This window comes from Ferrigenium straubiae (assembly GCF_051257895.1).
GTDB classification, from domain to species: Bacteria; Pseudomonadota; Gammaproteobacteria; order Burkholderiales; family Gallionellaceae; genus Gallionella; species Gallionella straubiae.
Map to the genome: position 1 here is coordinate 1,552,924 of NZ_CP194331.1, position 13,847 is coordinate 1,566,770.

General features: G+C 62.9%; 13 protein-coding genes and 1 pseudogene. 6 read left to right on the forward strand and 8 right to left on the reverse strand.

Annotated elements, in window-relative coordinates; all coding sequences use genetic code 11:
• Positions 1–33 precede the first annotated feature (33 nt).
• Positions 34–804 carry a tRNA threonylcarbamoyladenosine dehydratase gene (locus ACRRNM_RS07420; protein ID WP_435627594.1) on the forward strand — a complete coding sequence of 257 codons (771 nt, stop codon included), beginning with the start codon at positions 34–36 and terminating at the stop codon, positions 802–804.
• A 37-nt stretch (positions 805–841) separates the two neighbouring features.
• Here ACRRNM_RS07420 and ACRRNM_RS07425 read toward each other — a convergent pair whose 3' ends face one another.
• From ACRRNM_RS07425 to thpR, 3 genes are read right to left on the reverse strand one after another with little or no spacing between them, the layout of a single operon-like run.
• A complete protein-coding gene (locus ACRRNM_RS07425; RefSeq protein ID WP_435627595.1) occupies positions 842–1,927 on the reverse strand; it encodes a phospholipase A in 1,086 nt (361 codons plus the stop codon).
• A 56-nt stretch (positions 1,928–1,983) separates the two neighbouring features.
• On the reverse strand, positions 1,984–2,934 hold the full coding sequence (corA, locus tag ACRRNM_RS07430; protein ID WP_435627596.1) for a magnesium/cobalt transporter CorA: 951 nt from the start codon (positions 2,932–2,934) through the stop codon (positions 1,984–1,986).
• 37 nt (positions 2,935–2,971) lie between these two features.
• A complete protein-coding gene (gene thpR / locus ACRRNM_RS07435) occupies positions 2,972–3,526 on the reverse strand; it encodes an RNA 2',3'-cyclic phosphodiesterase (protein WP_435627597.1) in 555 nt (184 codons plus the stop codon).
• Between the two features lie 168 nt (positions 3,527–3,694).
• Between thpR and ACRRNM_RS07440 the strand changes: the two genes are divergently transcribed.
• Positions 3,695–7,552 (forward strand): DUF3683 domain-containing protein, encoded by a 3,858-nt coding sequence (locus ACRRNM_RS07440; RefSeq protein ID WP_435627598.1) that lies wholly within the window; start codon positions 3,695–3,697, stop codon positions 7,550–7,552.
• Between the two features lie 77 nt (positions 7,553–7,629).
• Positions 7,630–9,255 carry a hypothetical protein gene (locus tag ACRRNM_RS07445; protein WP_435627599.1) on the forward strand — a complete coding sequence of 542 codons (1,626 nt, stop codon included), beginning with the start codon at positions 7,630–7,632 and terminating at the stop codon, positions 9,253–9,255.
• Between the two features lie 137 nt (positions 9,256–9,392).
• Here ACRRNM_RS07445 and ACRRNM_RS07450 read toward each other — a convergent pair whose 3' ends face one another.
• The 5 genes from ACRRNM_RS07450 to ACRRNM_RS07470 form a co-directional block, all read right to left on the reverse strand.
• On the reverse strand, positions 9,393–10,469 hold the full coding sequence (locus tag ACRRNM_RS07450) for an alkene reductase (RefSeq protein WP_435627600.1): 1,077 nt from the start codon (positions 10,467–10,469) through the stop codon (positions 9,393–9,395).
• Positions 10,470–10,554: 85 nt separating this feature from the next.
• Positions 10,555–10,926, reverse strand: coding sequence for a hypothetical protein (locus ACRRNM_RS07455; RefSeq protein WP_435627601.1), 372 nt, complete (start codon positions 10,924–10,926; stop codon positions 10,555–10,557).
• 146 nt (positions 10,927–11,072) lie between these two features.
• Positions 11,073–11,981, reverse strand: coding sequence for a permease-like cell division protein FtsX (ftsX, locus tag ACRRNM_RS07460; RefSeq protein WP_435627602.1), 909 nt, complete (start codon positions 11,979–11,981; stop codon positions 11,073–11,075).
• Positions 11,978–12,628 (reverse strand): cell division ATP-binding protein FtsE, encoded by a 651-nt coding sequence (gene ftsE, locus ACRRNM_RS07465; RefSeq protein ID WP_435627603.1) that lies wholly within the window; start codon positions 12,626–12,628, stop codon positions 11,978–11,980. Before ftsE ends, ftsX begins: the two co-directional genes overlap by 4 nt.
• The gene (locus ACRRNM_RS07470) at positions 12,625–12,921 is read right to left on the reverse strand and encodes a hypothetical protein (protein ID WP_435627604.1); all 297 of its coding nucleotides are present in this window, start codon (positions 12,919–12,921) and stop codon (positions 12,625–12,627) included. Before ACRRNM_RS07470 ends, ftsE begins: the two co-directional genes overlap by 4 nt.
• A gap of 60 nt (positions 12,922–12,981) precedes the next feature.
• On the opposite strand from ACRRNM_RS07470, the pseudogene ACRRNM_RS07475 reads away from it, so the two are divergent.
• The 3 genes and pseudogenes from ACRRNM_RS07475 to ACRRNM_RS07485 form a co-directional block, all read left to right on the forward strand.
• A pseudogene (locus ACRRNM_RS07475) lies at positions 12,982–13,125 on the forward strand (ORF6N domain-containing protein); the annotation flags it as partial.
• A gap of 82 nt (positions 13,126–13,207) precedes the next feature.
• Positions 13,208–13,498: a type II toxin-antitoxin system RelE/ParE family toxin gene (locus tag ACRRNM_RS07480; protein WP_435627605.1), complete on the forward strand. Its 291-nt coding sequence runs from the start codon at positions 13,208–13,210 to the stop codon at positions 13,496–13,498.
• Between the two features lie 9 nt (positions 13,499–13,507).
• On the forward strand, positions 13,508–13,801 hold the full coding sequence (locus ACRRNM_RS07485) for an addiction module antidote protein (RefSeq protein WP_435627606.1): 294 nt from the start codon (positions 13,508–13,510) through the stop codon (positions 13,799–13,801).
• Positions 13,802–13,847: the final 46 nt, after the last annotated feature.

Sequence of the window (13,847 nt, forward strand, 5' to 3'; positions counted from 1 at the left end):
TCCTTCGTGGTTCATATTAGAATTTAAATAAACATGCCGCTCTCCCATCTCGACAACGACCATGAGCGCCGCTTCGGCGGCGTTGATCGCCTCTACGGCGAGGGCACCCGCATGGCGCTGCACCGCAGCCGCGTGGCGGTGGTGGGCGTCGGCGGCGTCGGTTCCTGGGCGGTCGAGGCGCTCGCGCGCAGCGGCGTCGGGAACATCACGCTGATCGACTTCGACCATGTCGCCGCCTCCAACATGAACCGGCAGATCCAGGCGCTGGAGAGCACGCTCGGCGCGGCGAAGGTGACGGTCCTCGAAGCGCGCATCCGCGATATCAATCCCGCCTGCAAGGTGAATGCCGTCGATGATTTCCTCACCGAGGGAAATCTCCGCGAGTTGATTCCAGAAGGCGCGTTCGACGCCGTAATCGACGCCTGCGACCAGGTGAAGGTGAAGGCCGCGCTGATCGCCCACGCGCGCTTCAAGAAGATTCCGCTGGTCGTGTGCGGCGCGGCAGGCGGGAAGAGCAATCCCCTCAATTTGCGTCAGGCCGACCTGGGGCTGGTCACCCACGACGCGCTGCTTTCGCGCATCCGCAACCTGCTGCGCAAGGAATTCAAAATTCTGCCGCGCAAAAACGGCAAGTTCGGCGTGGCCTGCGTGTACCTGGAGGAGCCGTCCCGGAAGAGCGGGATCTGCACCGCGGGCAACCTGAGCTGCGCGGGCTACGGCTCGGCAGTGACGGTCACCGCGCCGATGGGGTTCGCCGCAGCGGCCTGGTGCATCGAGCGGCTCGTGACACAATCTGGCGATTGATTCGAGGCTATTCGCCCATCAAGCATCGGCGGCCTGACTACCACTCGCGGAACGAAAAGCCAACACCCATCGTCGTCTGGCGATGGTTGTAGTCGATGAGGCTCTCGCCGAAGCCTGAAGTCAGCTGGGTATGCAGCCGCGCGGAGTTCCCCAGCGGCACCGGCATCGACCAATCGAGTTGCATGAAGCCGCGGTTACTTCCGAAGCGGAGATTGTTGCGCAGCAGCAGGGCCACGGCCTGCGACTTGTCTGCGGGCTCCCAGCGCGCCACCAGGTCGGCGCGGCCGACGTAATCGGTGATGTCCGGGTTCTCGTCCTTGAGGGCATTCTCCGGGATACGCCACCAGCCGCGCGCCATCACCGAAGTGTTGCCCCATTCCCAGCCGCCCTGCAGGTAGAGGCGGTTCCAGCTGCGCGACTCCGGCAAATGCTGCCCGTTCGACTGGTGCGACAGCCCGAGGTTGACGAGCTTCAGTCCCGAATCCTTGCCCGTGCCCAGGGTCGCGATGAGTTCCGGCTCGTAATTGGTCTCGCGGAACAGCGAGGAATTGCGCGTGTTGAACATCTGCCAGTTGGACTGCTGCGTGTAGGCGCCCCACAGGCGCAGCGTCTTCAGCCCCAGGAAATTGATGTCTCGCTGGCTGCCGATGTCCGCCTTGAAGCTCAACTGGAATTTGGTCTCCAGCGCATCGAAATCGAAGGGTGCAGGCGTGCTGTGGCCCGGAGCGGGCGAGGTAGGCTGCCTGTTGATCTTGCCGGTCGTGCGCACCAGCAGGTAGCTTTGCCGATGTGGTGTCAGGCGGCCTAATTTGCTCTCATCGCGATTGGTTCTGTCATCCAGGTTCCAGGCCTTGGTCAGGTAGGAGCGTTCCGGGGGCGGGGGCGATGCAGGTGTGGCAACGGCTGGCGGCGGCGCTCCCTCTTCGTCTTCAAGCAACGGCAGTTCCGCCATGGAAGCGGCGGCCTGCGCATTGTCGTAGCACTTCAGGCGCTCGGCGTTGCTGCCCGCATATTGCTTCGCGCACAGCGCAAAGGCCTCCTCGCCGGCCTGTACCGCCGGCGCAAGCAGCAGGCACAGCAGCAGGAAGCCGCCCCGGCGGGCGGAATGGTTCGTTTTTTTCATAATGAAACCGAGCTAAAGTTATTCGTATGGTGGCCGCGAACGGCAGGCAGCACCGCCTATCTCAGCCAGCCCTTGCGGTGGAACACCCAGAACGGCAATGCGACGGATACCGCCATCAGCGACAGGGCGAATAGATAGCCGTTCGGCCAGTTTAGTTCCGGCATGGACTTGAAATTCATGCCGTAGATGGAGGCGATCAGGGTGGGCGGCAGCAGCGCCACCGAGACCACCGAGAACAGGCGCACGATCTTGTTCTGGTTGATGTTGATGAAGCCGACCGTGGCGTTCATCAGGAAGTTGATCTTGTCGAACAGGAAGGCGGTATGCCCGTCCAGCGAATCGATGTCCTGCATGATCTGGCGCGCCCCATCCATCATGTCCGGAGAGAGCAGCTTGCTGCGCATCAGGAACGAGACCGCACGGCGCGTATCCATGAGGTTGCGGCGGATGCGCCCGTTGAGGTGCTCCGCATGCGCGATGCTGGCCAGCACCGCGCTGGCCTGTTTGTCGCTGAGCGTCTTGTAGAGCACCGCGTCGCTGATTTCGCCGAGATCGGCATAGGCCTCCTCCAGCGCGTCGGCGGAGAACTCCACGTCGGAGCCGTACAGGTCGACCAGCACGTCGAGGCTGCCCGCGACCAGGTCGGTCTGCCCGCGCGAACGCAGGCGGAAATGCTGGAAGACCGGCGGGTCTTCGTCATGCACGCTGAACAGCACGTTGTTCGACAGCACGAAAGCTACGATGACGCTACGCGACTCGCTTTCCTTGCCGAGCAGGAAGTCCGAGCGCACATGCAGTTCTCCGTCCTCCTCGTAGAAGCGCGCGCTCGCCTCGATGTCGCGCAAATGCTCGGCTTGCGGCAGGATGATCGAAAAGGTCCTGGTCACCCATTCGCGCTCTTCTTCGCCGGGTGCAATGGCATCCACCCAGACCGGCTTGCGCGCGGCGATCTCATCCGGCCGGATGCCGACCAGCTTTCCGTTTTCCAGCGTGAAAATATTGAGCATGCGGTTGCTTCCGGTTACTGAATTTCAATGGGGGCGATTATCCACTACAAGGACTCAAAGGAAAACGCGCCAGCACCCGGTAATCCGTCAGCCCGCCCCGCTGCACGGATTGTACCAGTGCGAAATCCGCTATCCTCCAGCATGCCGGCTGCATCACGGGCAGCGGCATATCGCTCCAGTGCGCGTTGCGCAGCAGCGTGACATGCGGTTTATATTCGCGCTGGTCGAACTTGAAGCGATGCGCGTCCAGGCGCCGCCCCAGCGCATCGGCCAGTTGTAGCAGTTGCTGCGGCACATGGTGCGGCGCGGCGTACACGATATGGTTGTGCCCCCAGTAGCGCGCCGCATCGAAACACAGCTCGAACCCCTCGCCGCCTGCCTCCTGCGCCGCGAGCTGCAGCACTTCCAGCCCATACAGTTCGACATCGCCGATGAACGCCAGCGTGTTGTGCAGCGTCTCGCCGCGCATCGCGCGCCCGCCGCACAGGCGCTTCAGCGGCGCCTGCCAGGCCGCAAGCTGCGCGGACTCGGCGGCGGTCGGCCAGAAGGCGAAAAAAACGCGCGCAACAGGGTTGTCGGGTGGGTGGTTCATATGGCGGGCATTCTATAGCAGCCGGGCGTGCCGCCGATGGAACTTTCCCCAATAGCGATCCTCTTCCCTTTCATGTTTTGCGCATCCTGTTTTGTCCGCATGCTCATCAGGGTCGAGCGGCGAGCCGCATTCGGGTAAAATGCGCGCCTTGTCGAATCAGGGCAGACCATGACTGCACGCTTGAGAGAAATACCCTACAACTACACCTCGCTTTCCGACCGCGAGATCGTCCTGCGGCTGCTCGGCGCCGAGGCGTGGGACATCATCAACACGCTGCGCGAAGAACGCCGCACCGGGCGCTCGGCGCAGATGCTGTACGAGGTGCTGGGCGACATCTGGGTGCTGACGCGCAATCCGTACCTGCAGGACGACCTGCTCTCCAACCGCAAGCGCCGCAACGCGCTGACCGGCGCGCTGCGCCACCGCCTGAACGCCATCGAGGCGCGCCGCCGCGAGTCCGAGGGCGACGCCGGCCAGGACGACCGCAACCGGAAGGTGAGGCGCCTGCTCGAACTCGCCGCGGCGGCAGTCGACCAGTTCGCCGCCGAATTCGAGCAGACCCTACAGCTGCGCAAGCGCGCGCTGCGGGTGCTGACACGCATCACGCGCCGCGACAACATCCAGTTCGACGGCCTGGCGCGCGTCTCGCATGTGACCGACGCGACCGACTGGCGTGTGGAATATCCGTTCGTGGTGCTGCACCCCGACACCGAGGAAGAGGTCGCGCCGCTGGTACGCGCCTGCATCGAGCTCAAGCTGACCATCATCCCGCGCGGCGGCGGCACCGGCTACACCGGCGGTGCGGTGCCGCTGGACAGGTTCTCCGCGGTGATCAACACCGAGAAGCTGGACGCGTACTCCGCCGTGGAACATCTGGTGCTGCCCGGTGTGGACAAACCCTACGCCACGATCCGCTGCGGCGCGGGCGTGGTAACGCGGCGCGTGATGGAGGCGGCGGAAGCCAACAAGCTGGTGTTCGCGGTCGACCCGACCTCGGCGGACGCGTCGTGCATCGGCGGCAACGTGTCGATGAACGCGGGCGGAAAGAAGGCCGTGCTGTGGGGCACCGCGCTGGACAACCTCGCCTCGTGGCGCATGGTCACGCCGGACGGCCTGTGGATGCTGGTCGAGCGCATCAACCACAACCTCGGCAAGATCCACGACACGGAAACTGCGACCTTCCGCATCAGCCGCTTCGAGATCGACGGCAAGACGCCGCACGGCGCGCCGGAGATGCTCAACATCCCCGGCAGCGCGTTCCGCAAGGCCGGCCTCGGCAAGGACGTCACCGACAAGTTCCTCTCCGGCCTGCCCGGCATCCAGAAGGAGGGCTGCGACGGCATCATCACCTCGGCGCGCTTCATCCTGCACCGCGCCCACGAGCATACCCGCACCGTGTGCCTGGAATTCTTCGGCCAGGTGCGCGAGGCGGTGCCCGCGATCGTCGAAATCAAGAACTACATGGACGCGCACCCCACGGCGCTGCTCGCGGGGCTGGAACACCTCGACGAGCGCTACCTCAAGGCGGTGGGCTACGCCACCAAGGCCAGGCGCGGCACCCGCCCGAAGATGGTGCTGATCGCCGACGTGGTCAGCGACGATGCGGACTCGGCGGCTTCCGCCGCATCGGAGATCGTGCGCTTCGCCAACCTGCGCAGCGGCGAAGGTTTCGTCGCGGTCTCCGCCGAGGCGCGCAAGAAATTCTGGCTGGACCGCGCGCGCACCGCCGCGATCGCCAAGCACACCAACGCCTTCAAGGTCAACGAGGACGTGGTGATCCCGCTGCCGCGCATGGGCGACTACTGCGACGGCATCGAGCGCATCAACATCGAGCTGTCGCTGAAGAACAAGCTCAAGCTGCTCGATGCGCTGGACGAATTCTTCGCGGGCGAACTTCCGCTGCGCTACCAGGACGACGCGCAACTCGGCGGCGCCGAACTGCTCGGCAACCGCCCGCAGGCGGCAAAGCAGGTGCTCGCCGAAGTGCGCACGCGCTGGCAATGGCTGCTCGACAACCTCGATGCGCCGCTCGGGGAAGGCATGTACGCGCCCGAGGACCGGCAGGATGCGGCCACCGTGTTCGACGCGGTGCAGCGCCACCTGATGCGCGCCTCGTGGAAGCGCGAGGTGCGCGAGCCGCTGCGCCACATTTTCAGCGGTGCCACCTACCAGCCCATCCTCGACCAGTGCGGCAACATCCACGGCAACGTGCTGAAGAGCCGCGTGTTCGTCGCACTGCACATGCACGCCGGCGACGGCAACGTGCACACCAACATCCCGGTGAATTCGGACGACTACGAGATGCTGCAGCAGGCCTATGCTGCGGTGGACCGCATCATGCGCCTCGCGAAGGACCTCGGCGGGGTGATCTCCGGCGAGCACGGCATCGGCATCACCAAGTTCGACTACCTCGATCCTCAGGACATCGCCGCCTTCGCCGACTACAAGCAGCGCATCGACCCGGAGGGACGCTTCAACCGCGGCAAGCTGCTCAAGGGCAGCAACCTGGAGCGCGCCTACACACCGAGCTTCAACCTGATGGAGCTGGAAAGCCTGATCCTGGAAAAGAGCGAACTCGGCGAGATCGCCGACTCGTTCAAGGACTGCCTGCGCTGCGGCAAGTGCAAACCGGTGTGCAGCACCCATGTGCCGCGCGCCAACCTGCTATATTCGCCGCGCAACAAGATCCTCGCGACCTCGCTGCTGATCGAGGCGTTCCTGTACGAGGAACAGACGCGGCGCGGCGTCTCCATCCAGCACTTCGCCGAATTCGGCGACGTCGCCGACCACTGCACGATCTGCCACAAGTGCAAGAATCCCTGCCCGGTGGACATCGATTTCGGCGACGTGTCGGTCGCGATGCGCAACTTCCTGCGCAAGCAGGGCAAGAAGAAATTCAACCCGGTGACTGCCGGCTCGATGATGTTCCTCACCGCCACCGACCCGCTCACGATCAAGCTGCTGCGCAAGACGATGATCGAGCTGGGCTACAAGGCGCAGCGCGCCGGCCACAAGATCGCCAAACATCTGGGCCTGCTGGGCGGCCAGCTCAAACACCCGCCGGCCACCGTGGGCGGTGCACCGCTGCTTTTCCCGTCCGGCCACGCGAAGGTGATCCACTTCGTCAACAAGCCGATGCCGGGCAACCTGCCCAAGAAGACCTCGCGCGCGCTGCTCGACATCGAGGACCCCAGCATCGTGCCGGTCATCCGCAACCCGCACAAGCTGAGCGAGGATTCCGAGGCAGTGTTCTACTTCCCCGGCTGCGGCTCGGAGCGGCTGTTCGGCCAGGTCGGGCTCGCGACGCAGGCGATGCTCTACGAGCTCGGCGCGATCACCGTGCTGCCGCCCGGCTACCTGTGCTGCGGCTACCCGCAGAACGCCGCAGGCAGGGCCGACCAAGCCAATCAGATCAGCACCGACAACCGCGTGCTGTTCCATCGCGTGGCGAATACGCTGAATTACCTCGACATCAAGACGGTGATCGTGTCGTGCGGCACCTGCATGGACCAGTTGCTGAAATACCAGTTCGAGAAAATCTTTCCCGGCTGCCGCCTGCTCGACATCCACGAGTATTTGCTCGAGAAAGGCATGAAGCTGGAGTCCCCCACCGGCGCACGGTACATGTACCACGATCCCTGCCACTCGCCGATGAAGACCTACCAGCCGCTCAAGGTGGCCAGCGAGTTGATGGGGACCGACGTGAAGCTCAACGACCGCTGTTGCGGCGAGGCCGGCAGCTTCGGCGTATCGGTGCCGCAGATCGCGACCCAGGTGCGCTTCCGCAAGGAAGAGGAAATGCGCAAGGGCGCCGCCGCGCTGCGCGCCGACGGTTTTGCCGGCGAGGTGAAAATCCTCACCTCCTGTCCGGCCTGCCATCAGGGGCTGTCGCGCTACGACAACGACAGCGGCACCACGTCGGAATACATCATCATCGAAATGGCGCGCCACCTGCTCGGCCCGGACTGGCTGGAGAGTTACGTCGACAAGGCCAATCACGGAGGCATCGAACGCGTGCTGCTGTGAGCTGCCCATTCCGGGGAACGCCGCTTGACGGCAGGACGCGCCTCATGGAAAGTATCGGCCTATAACCAAGAATAACCATGCTGACACTCCCGCTCGAACCGACCGACGACCGCGCCAATCCGCTTTTCAAGGATGCGGCCGGCTGCGCCAAATGGCTCGGGCAACTGCAGCTGACAAACCTGCAACTGGCGCACAGCCTGCTGTTCAGCCAGATCAACGAGCTCAACCGCTATCCGATGCGCGGCCAGGAACGGCTCAACACGCTGGAGCTGCTGCGCGAGACCGTCGGCTACGTGCAGGGCGACTACGCCAAGAAACTCATCGCCAAACCGCTGCCGCTGAACGAAAGCGAACTGATGGTGTTCATCGCCATCGTGCAGCTCTGGCAGGCCATGGTGCTGGGCTACCAGCGCTGCCTGCAGGACTATATCGCCGGCGACAAGCAGCTCGCGAAGCACGGCGCCTTGCTGTGCCAGCGCTGTCTGATGTACAGCGGCCTGGAGATTTTCGAGCACCTGCGCACCGGCTACGAATTCGATCCCAAGCTGTGGAACCAGCTGCACGAGCTGTATGCCTTCGCCGAGGAACAGAATTTTCAGGCCGGCGAAGTCGGCGATCCGCTGAACGAAAAATACCCGCGCAGCAGCTGCCGCAACGTCTACGTGAAGACCCTGCTGGCCTGCTACGCGCGCCCCGCGGAGCTGACCCGCTCGCAGCTGCAGTTGCTGGATAACTGGCTCACACAATGGAGCGGTACGGTGACGGTGGAACGCAGCTATGCCGCCAGCAAGGGGGACGCCCAGCCGCTCGCGATAGACCTGGCCAGCACGCGCGGCCTGCAGCCGCTTACACAGGTCACCCACAGCGAATCGATGCGCTACCTGCCGATGGTGCCGCTCTCCAAACTGCTGCGCGTGAAGACCATCCTGCTGCAGCAGGGCCAGACCCCACGGCAGGTCAACCTGTGCGAACACTGCAGCGCAAGCGACTGCATCGAGTTCCTCACCTTCCTGCACCAGTGCTGGTGCGAGAACCACAGTGTGCGCCAGGGCGAGCGACTCCCGGCCGTGCAGCGCGCCCAGCTCTGCTACAAGCCGGAAGGCATCTACGCGCACCTGTCCGGCAAGCCGTTCCGGCAGCCCGGGCGCGAGAGCACGCTGGGCAGCGTGGCACGCCACCAGATCGAGGCCTTCGGGCGGGTGCTGCAGGACGCGCACAACAAGGAGCTGCTGGAAATGGGCTTCCCGCTGGAGACCTGGCAGTTCGAGAACGAAAGCATCTCGGGAGCGCGCCTGACGCGCGAGGACACCTTCGGCGGGCGGTTAAGCTACAACCAGCTCATTGCCGTACGCCCCGGCGATGCGGAAACCTTCCTGCTGGGCGCCACGGCGTGGACGAACGTCACGCGCGCCGGGCAGTTGCAGATCGGCGTGCGCTACCTGCCCGGCACCCCCGAGGCGGTCAGCATGCGCGCCACCGGCATCAACATGACCGTGCCGGAAAAATACGTCCCGGCCTTTTTGCTGCCCCCCGTTGCGGGGCTCGGCACCCCCCCCAGCCTGGTCGTCCCGCGCGACTGGTACCAGCCGGACCGCGTGGTGGAAGTCCTGCATCTGAACGGCGAGAAGGAGCACCTCAAGATGGGCATCAGCGTGGAACGCGGCATCGATTACGAGCGCGTGAGTTTCACGATAGCCTACTGATCCGCACAAGGCACAAATAGAGTTTCCTGCTCCGTTCGGCCTGAGCCTGTCGAAGGCCGTAAAGCCGTTCATGTTTCGATAGGGCTTTCCTGAGCGAAGTCGAAGGGCTCAACGCGAACAGCTTCTACTTTATTCGCTCAGCCCATCACCGGATAATCGATGTAGCCCTTGGCCCCGGGTGTATAGAACGTACCGGGATCGGGGGCATTCAGCGCAGTGCCGTTTTTCCACCGCTCGACCAGGTCAGGATTAGCGAGGAACGGGCGTCCCACGGCAACCAGGTCGCACTTGCCCGCCGCGAGGTCGCTCTCGGCCCGTTCGGCGTCGTAGCCGCCGGAAAGGATCAGCGCGCCCTTGAACGCGCTGCGGAACGCCGCCTTCATCGAATCGGGCACCGGCGGCGCACCCATGGAAGAATGATCGACCAGGTGGATGTAGACCAGCCCGCGCGCATTGAGCTGCTGCGCCAGCCAGGCGTACTCCGCCTCCATCGCGTCGTACAGCGGCATGTCGTTGAACACGCCGAACGGCGACAGGCGGATGCCGACCCTGTCCTTGCCGATGGCGACGATCGCCGCCTCGACGGCCTCGAGCACGAAGCGCGCGCGGTTCTCGATCGGGCCGCCGTAGCGGTCCGTGCGCAAATTAGAGTTCGGGCGGATGAACTGCTCGAGCAGGTAGCCGTTCGCCGCATGCAGCTCGACGCCGTCGCATCCCGCCGCCACGGCGTTCTTCGCGGCCTGCGCGAATTCCCCGATCGCGTCCCTGATGTCCGCCGCGCTCATCTCCTGCGGCATGGCGTTCGGCTTCATCCCCTCCGCATCGGTGTACATCTCCCCGGCGGCCGCGATGGCCGAAGGCGCGAGTACGCGTGCGCCGGGAGGCAGGTTGAGCTCATGGCTGACGCGCCCGGTGTGCATGAGCTGCACGAACAGCTTTGCGCCCTGCGCGTGCACCGCATCGGCAACGCGCCGCCACCCTTCGACCTGCGCCGCGGAAAAGATGCCGGGAATGCGCGCGTAGCCCAGCCCGTTTGGGGAGGGCGACGTGCCCTCGGTGACGATCAGGCCGGCGCTCGCGCGCTGCGCGTAATACTCCGCCATGAGTTCGTTCGGCACATTGCCGATGGCGCGGCTGCGCGTCATCGGCGACATGACCAGACGATTTTCAAGCGTGAACTGGCCTAAAGTGGTTTTCGAAAATAGCAGCGACATGGTTGCTCCTCCTGAAAAATGATGAAGCTATCAGCTTAGCGAACAATACATCTACAAACCGGATGAAGTCCGGATAGTCGAAAAATCATTGATGTTCGGATCCCAGCCATTGCATGGCCGCTTCACGATTAGAGAATATCTTTATGTTCCATTCTGCCTTTCGTGGAGTGGCAATCAACGACTCGGTAGAGCGTTCGGTGATTCGATTGTAAGCAACGACCGCCATGGCCTTGATTTGTCCGATCGTGGCCAAATTCATTTGCGCAACAAAATCGTAAGAATAGGAATTGATCTTGTTGATTAAAAGATTAAATGGCGCCTGCAGGTGCGCGATGAGAAATTCGTGGTATTCATTAACCATCGCTTCGTCCATCTCGACGCCATCGTCGATGATCACTTCGGCAATGCTGCTGGAAAGCAAAATAATCTTTCCGAATCTGAGTTCATGTAATTCCATGGCAATAATCCATCAACCAGCGTTTTAGTCTCAAATTGCAAGTATTTGAATAAGTATAAGCCAAACTGCCACACAGTAATTGTGCATATCGTTCATCAATATCCGCTTCGAAGACGACGGCCATTCGACCATGCCCTGGCATTCTCTCAGCGCGGTTCGATCTGCGACAGGTGCCGCGCCACCGACAGCCACGCCCCGAGCCATCCGAGGTAGACCGAGAACAGCAGCAGCGACAGGCTGTCGCCGGGGGACAGCGGACGAAGCGTGAGCGAGCTGCCGTAGAGTTGCGACAGCGCGCCGAGCTGCGCGTTGAGCAGCAGCAGGCTGAGGGTGACGATGAGCCAGGCCATGATGCCGCCGAGCAGGCCCTGCGCCGCGCCGAAATAGAGAAAGGGGCGGCGGATGAAGCCGTCGGTCGCGCCGATCAGCCGGGCGACCTCGATCTCGTCGCGCTGCGTGAGGATCTGCAGGCGGATGGTATTGAAGGTGACGGCGACCAGCGCGAGGCTGAGCAGGCTGGCGAGGATCAGCACCCCCATGCGTCCGAATTTGAGCAGAGCTTCGAGCTTGTAGGCCCAGGCCGAATCGAGCTGCGCCTCGGCGATTTTCGGCAGCTTCGCGAGTTCGCCGCGCAACGCATCGAGCGATTGCGCATCGCCCGGTTTGGGATGGACGACGAAGGCATCCGGCAGGGGGTTCTGCTGCAGCCCGCCGATCAGGTCGGCGAGGCCGGTACTCTGCTTGAGCTGCTCCAGCGCCTGCGCGCGCGGGACGAATTCGACGCCCGCGACGGCTGAGTGCTGTACCAGCTGTTTGTGCAGCCGGTCGATGTCTTCGGCCTTCGCATTCATCTCCAGGAACAGGCTGATCTGCGGCGTGCCGGAGAACTGTGCGACCAGCCCCTGCGCATTCTGCAGCAGCGCATACAGGCCGGCAGGCAGGCTGAGCGCGATGCCGATGACCAGGATGTTGAGGAACCCGGCCAGCGGGGATGCGAACATGCGGCGCAGTACGGCGCGCAGTACGCCGAGGCGCTGGGCGAAGGCGCGCGTCATTGCAGCACGCCCTCTTTCAGCGCGAGGCGGCGCACGCCGCTGTCCCGCAGCACGCTCTCGTCATGGGTGGAGATGAGCAGGGTCGCGCCGACCTGGTGGAAGGAACTGAAGATCGCCATGATCTCGCGCGCGTAATCCGCATCGAGGTTGCCGGTCGGCTCGTCGGCCAGCAGGATGGCCGGGCGGTTGACGATGGCGCGCGCGATGCACAGGCGCTGCTGCTCGCCGCCGGAGAGCGCGATGGGATTGGCCTTCTCGCGCCTGAGCAGGCCGACCTTGTCCAGCGCGGCGCGCACCCGCTTGGCGCTCTCGCGGTGGTCGAAGCCGCAGATTTGCAGCGGCAGCAGCACGTTGTCGAACACGCTGCGGTCGAACAACAGCTTGTGATCCTGGAACACGATGCCGAGGTTGCGGCGCAGGTAAGGCAAGGCGCCGCCCTTGAGCGCGCCGACGTTCTGGTTGTTCACCAGCACGCTGCCGGAATTGGGCCGCTCAATCGCCGCGATCAGCTTGAGCAGCGTGCTCTTGCCCGCGCCGGAATGCCCGGTGAGGAACACCATCTCGCCCTCGGCGATGTCGAACGAGACGCCCTTCAGCGCCTCGTAGCCGCCGGGATAACGCTTGTGGACCTGGTTGAAGGAGATCATTTACGGGTAACACCGTAACCGCGCTGCGCTTCGTCAGGCTGCGGCATGGTCTTGAGCGGATTATCGAGGGGAAGATTGTTTTTCATGATCGTCGCTTTTGCTGATGCTAGCCGCTCGCTGCGGAGAAAGCAATTTTGCGTGCCGGCGGTGGAACATTGGGTGGACTGAAGGCCTTTACCGGGGAAACTGCTGCCCACCGCGCCACCATTGAAAATAGGCCGTTCGGCATATTGTTTTTTGATGGGAATGCTGAAACACTGCGCCGCATTATTCGAATGCTGTGGGGAAAGCATGGTCTATCCCCCAAATACTTGTGTTGGGAAATTATTGTGATGCTGCCCCATTTAATTGCTATGTTCCAGCTTTCGGCTGAAGAATTCACAGCTTTGAGGTTCCAATTTGGCACCTCAAACTTGAAATCACAATTTGTGACTTCAAACGAAACACCCTCCGAACGCGGCGGACGCCGTTATGCCCCTTACGCCTTCACCGAACAGGGCGTCGCCATGACGCCAGTCACTTTATGCCTCCTCAAGCAATACGGGTTGACGCACCGTATCCCAAAGAATACACTGCCTCATGAAGTCCATCCTGACCACGGAGGTCTTCGATACCTGGTTCGCAAACCTGAAAGACAAGCAGGCATCGCGCCGCATCCAGGTACGCATCGACCGGGCCGAGGATGGCAACTTCGGCGATTGCAAACCCGTGGGCGAAGGCGTCTCGGAAATGCGCATCCACCATGGGCCGGGCTATCGCGTGTACTTCATGCAACGGGGGATGGAAATCGTCATCCTGTTGGCGGGCGGAGACAAATCCACCCAGACAAAAAACATCAAGACCGCGCTGGAAATCGCGCGTCAAATTTAGGAGGCCATCATGACAAAAACCAAACTGAAAAAATGGGACAGCGCCGAACACCTGAAAACCGATGAGGACATGGTGCTCTATCTCGAAGCCTGTCTCGAAGAAGCAGGCGATGATGCCGCCTTCATCGCCAAGGCGCTCGGCAACATCGCCCGCGCCAAGGGCATGACCCAACTGGCAAAGGAAACCGGGCTGGGGCGTGAAAGCTTGTATAAGGCGCTATCGGGAGAGGGCAACCCAAGTTTTGCAACTATCCTGAAAGTGACGAATGCGCTGGGGATCAAATTGCATGCACAAAGCGCTTAGGCGGCATGATTGAGAGCAATGGCGATGCTGACCCCCTATCACTTTG

Excerpts from the sequence above, each read along its gene's own strand:
- ACRRNM_RS07420 (WP_435627594.1), top strand. The coding sequence starts at position 34 with ATGCCGCTCTCCCATCTCGACAACGACCATGAGCGCCGCTTCGGCGGC.
- ACRRNM_RS07425 (WP_435627595.1), bottom strand. The coding sequence starts at position 1,927 with ATGAAAAAAACGAACCATTCCGCCCGCCGGGGCGGCTTCCTGCTGCTG.
- corA (WP_435627596.1), bottom strand. The coding sequence starts at position 2,934 with ATGCTCAATATTTTCACGCTGGAAAACGGAAAGCTGGTCGGCATCCGG.
- thpR (WP_435627597.1), bottom strand. The coding sequence starts at position 3,526 with ATGAACCACCCACCCGACAACCCTGTTGCGCGCGTTTTTTTCGCCTTC.
- ACRRNM_RS07440 (WP_435627598.1), top strand. The coding sequence starts at position 3,695 with ATGACTGCACGCTTGAGAGAAATACCCTACAACTACACCTCGCTTTCC.
- ACRRNM_RS07445 (WP_435627599.1), top strand. The coding sequence starts at position 7,630 with ATGCTGACACTCCCGCTCGAACCGACCGACGACCGCGCCAATCCGCTT.
- ACRRNM_RS07450 (WP_435627600.1), bottom strand. The coding sequence starts at position 10,469 with ATGTCGCTGCTATTTTCGAAAACCACTTTAGGCCAGTTCACGCTTGAA.
- ACRRNM_RS07455 (WP_435627601.1), bottom strand. The coding sequence starts at position 10,926 with ATGGAATTACATGAACTCAGATTCGGAAAGATTATTTTGCTTTCCAGC.
- ftsX (WP_435627602.1), bottom strand. The coding sequence starts at position 11,981 with ATGACGCGCGCCTTCGCCCAGCGCCTCGGCGTACTGCGCGCCGTACTG.
- ftsE (WP_435627603.1), bottom strand. The coding sequence starts at position 12,628 with ATGATCTCCTTCAACCAGGTCCACAAGCGTTATCCCGGCGGCTACGAG.
- ACRRNM_RS07470 (WP_435627604.1), bottom strand. The coding sequence starts at position 12,921 with ATGCTTTCCCCACAGCATTCGAATAATGCGGCGCAGTGTTTCAGCATT.
- ACRRNM_RS07480 (WP_435627605.1), top strand. The coding sequence starts at position 13,208 with ATGAAGTCCATCCTGACCACGGAGGTCTTCGATACCTGGTTCGCAAAC.
- ACRRNM_RS07485 (WP_435627606.1), top strand. The coding sequence starts at position 13,508 with ATGACAAAAACCAAACTGAAAAAATGGGACAGCGCCGAACACCTGAAA.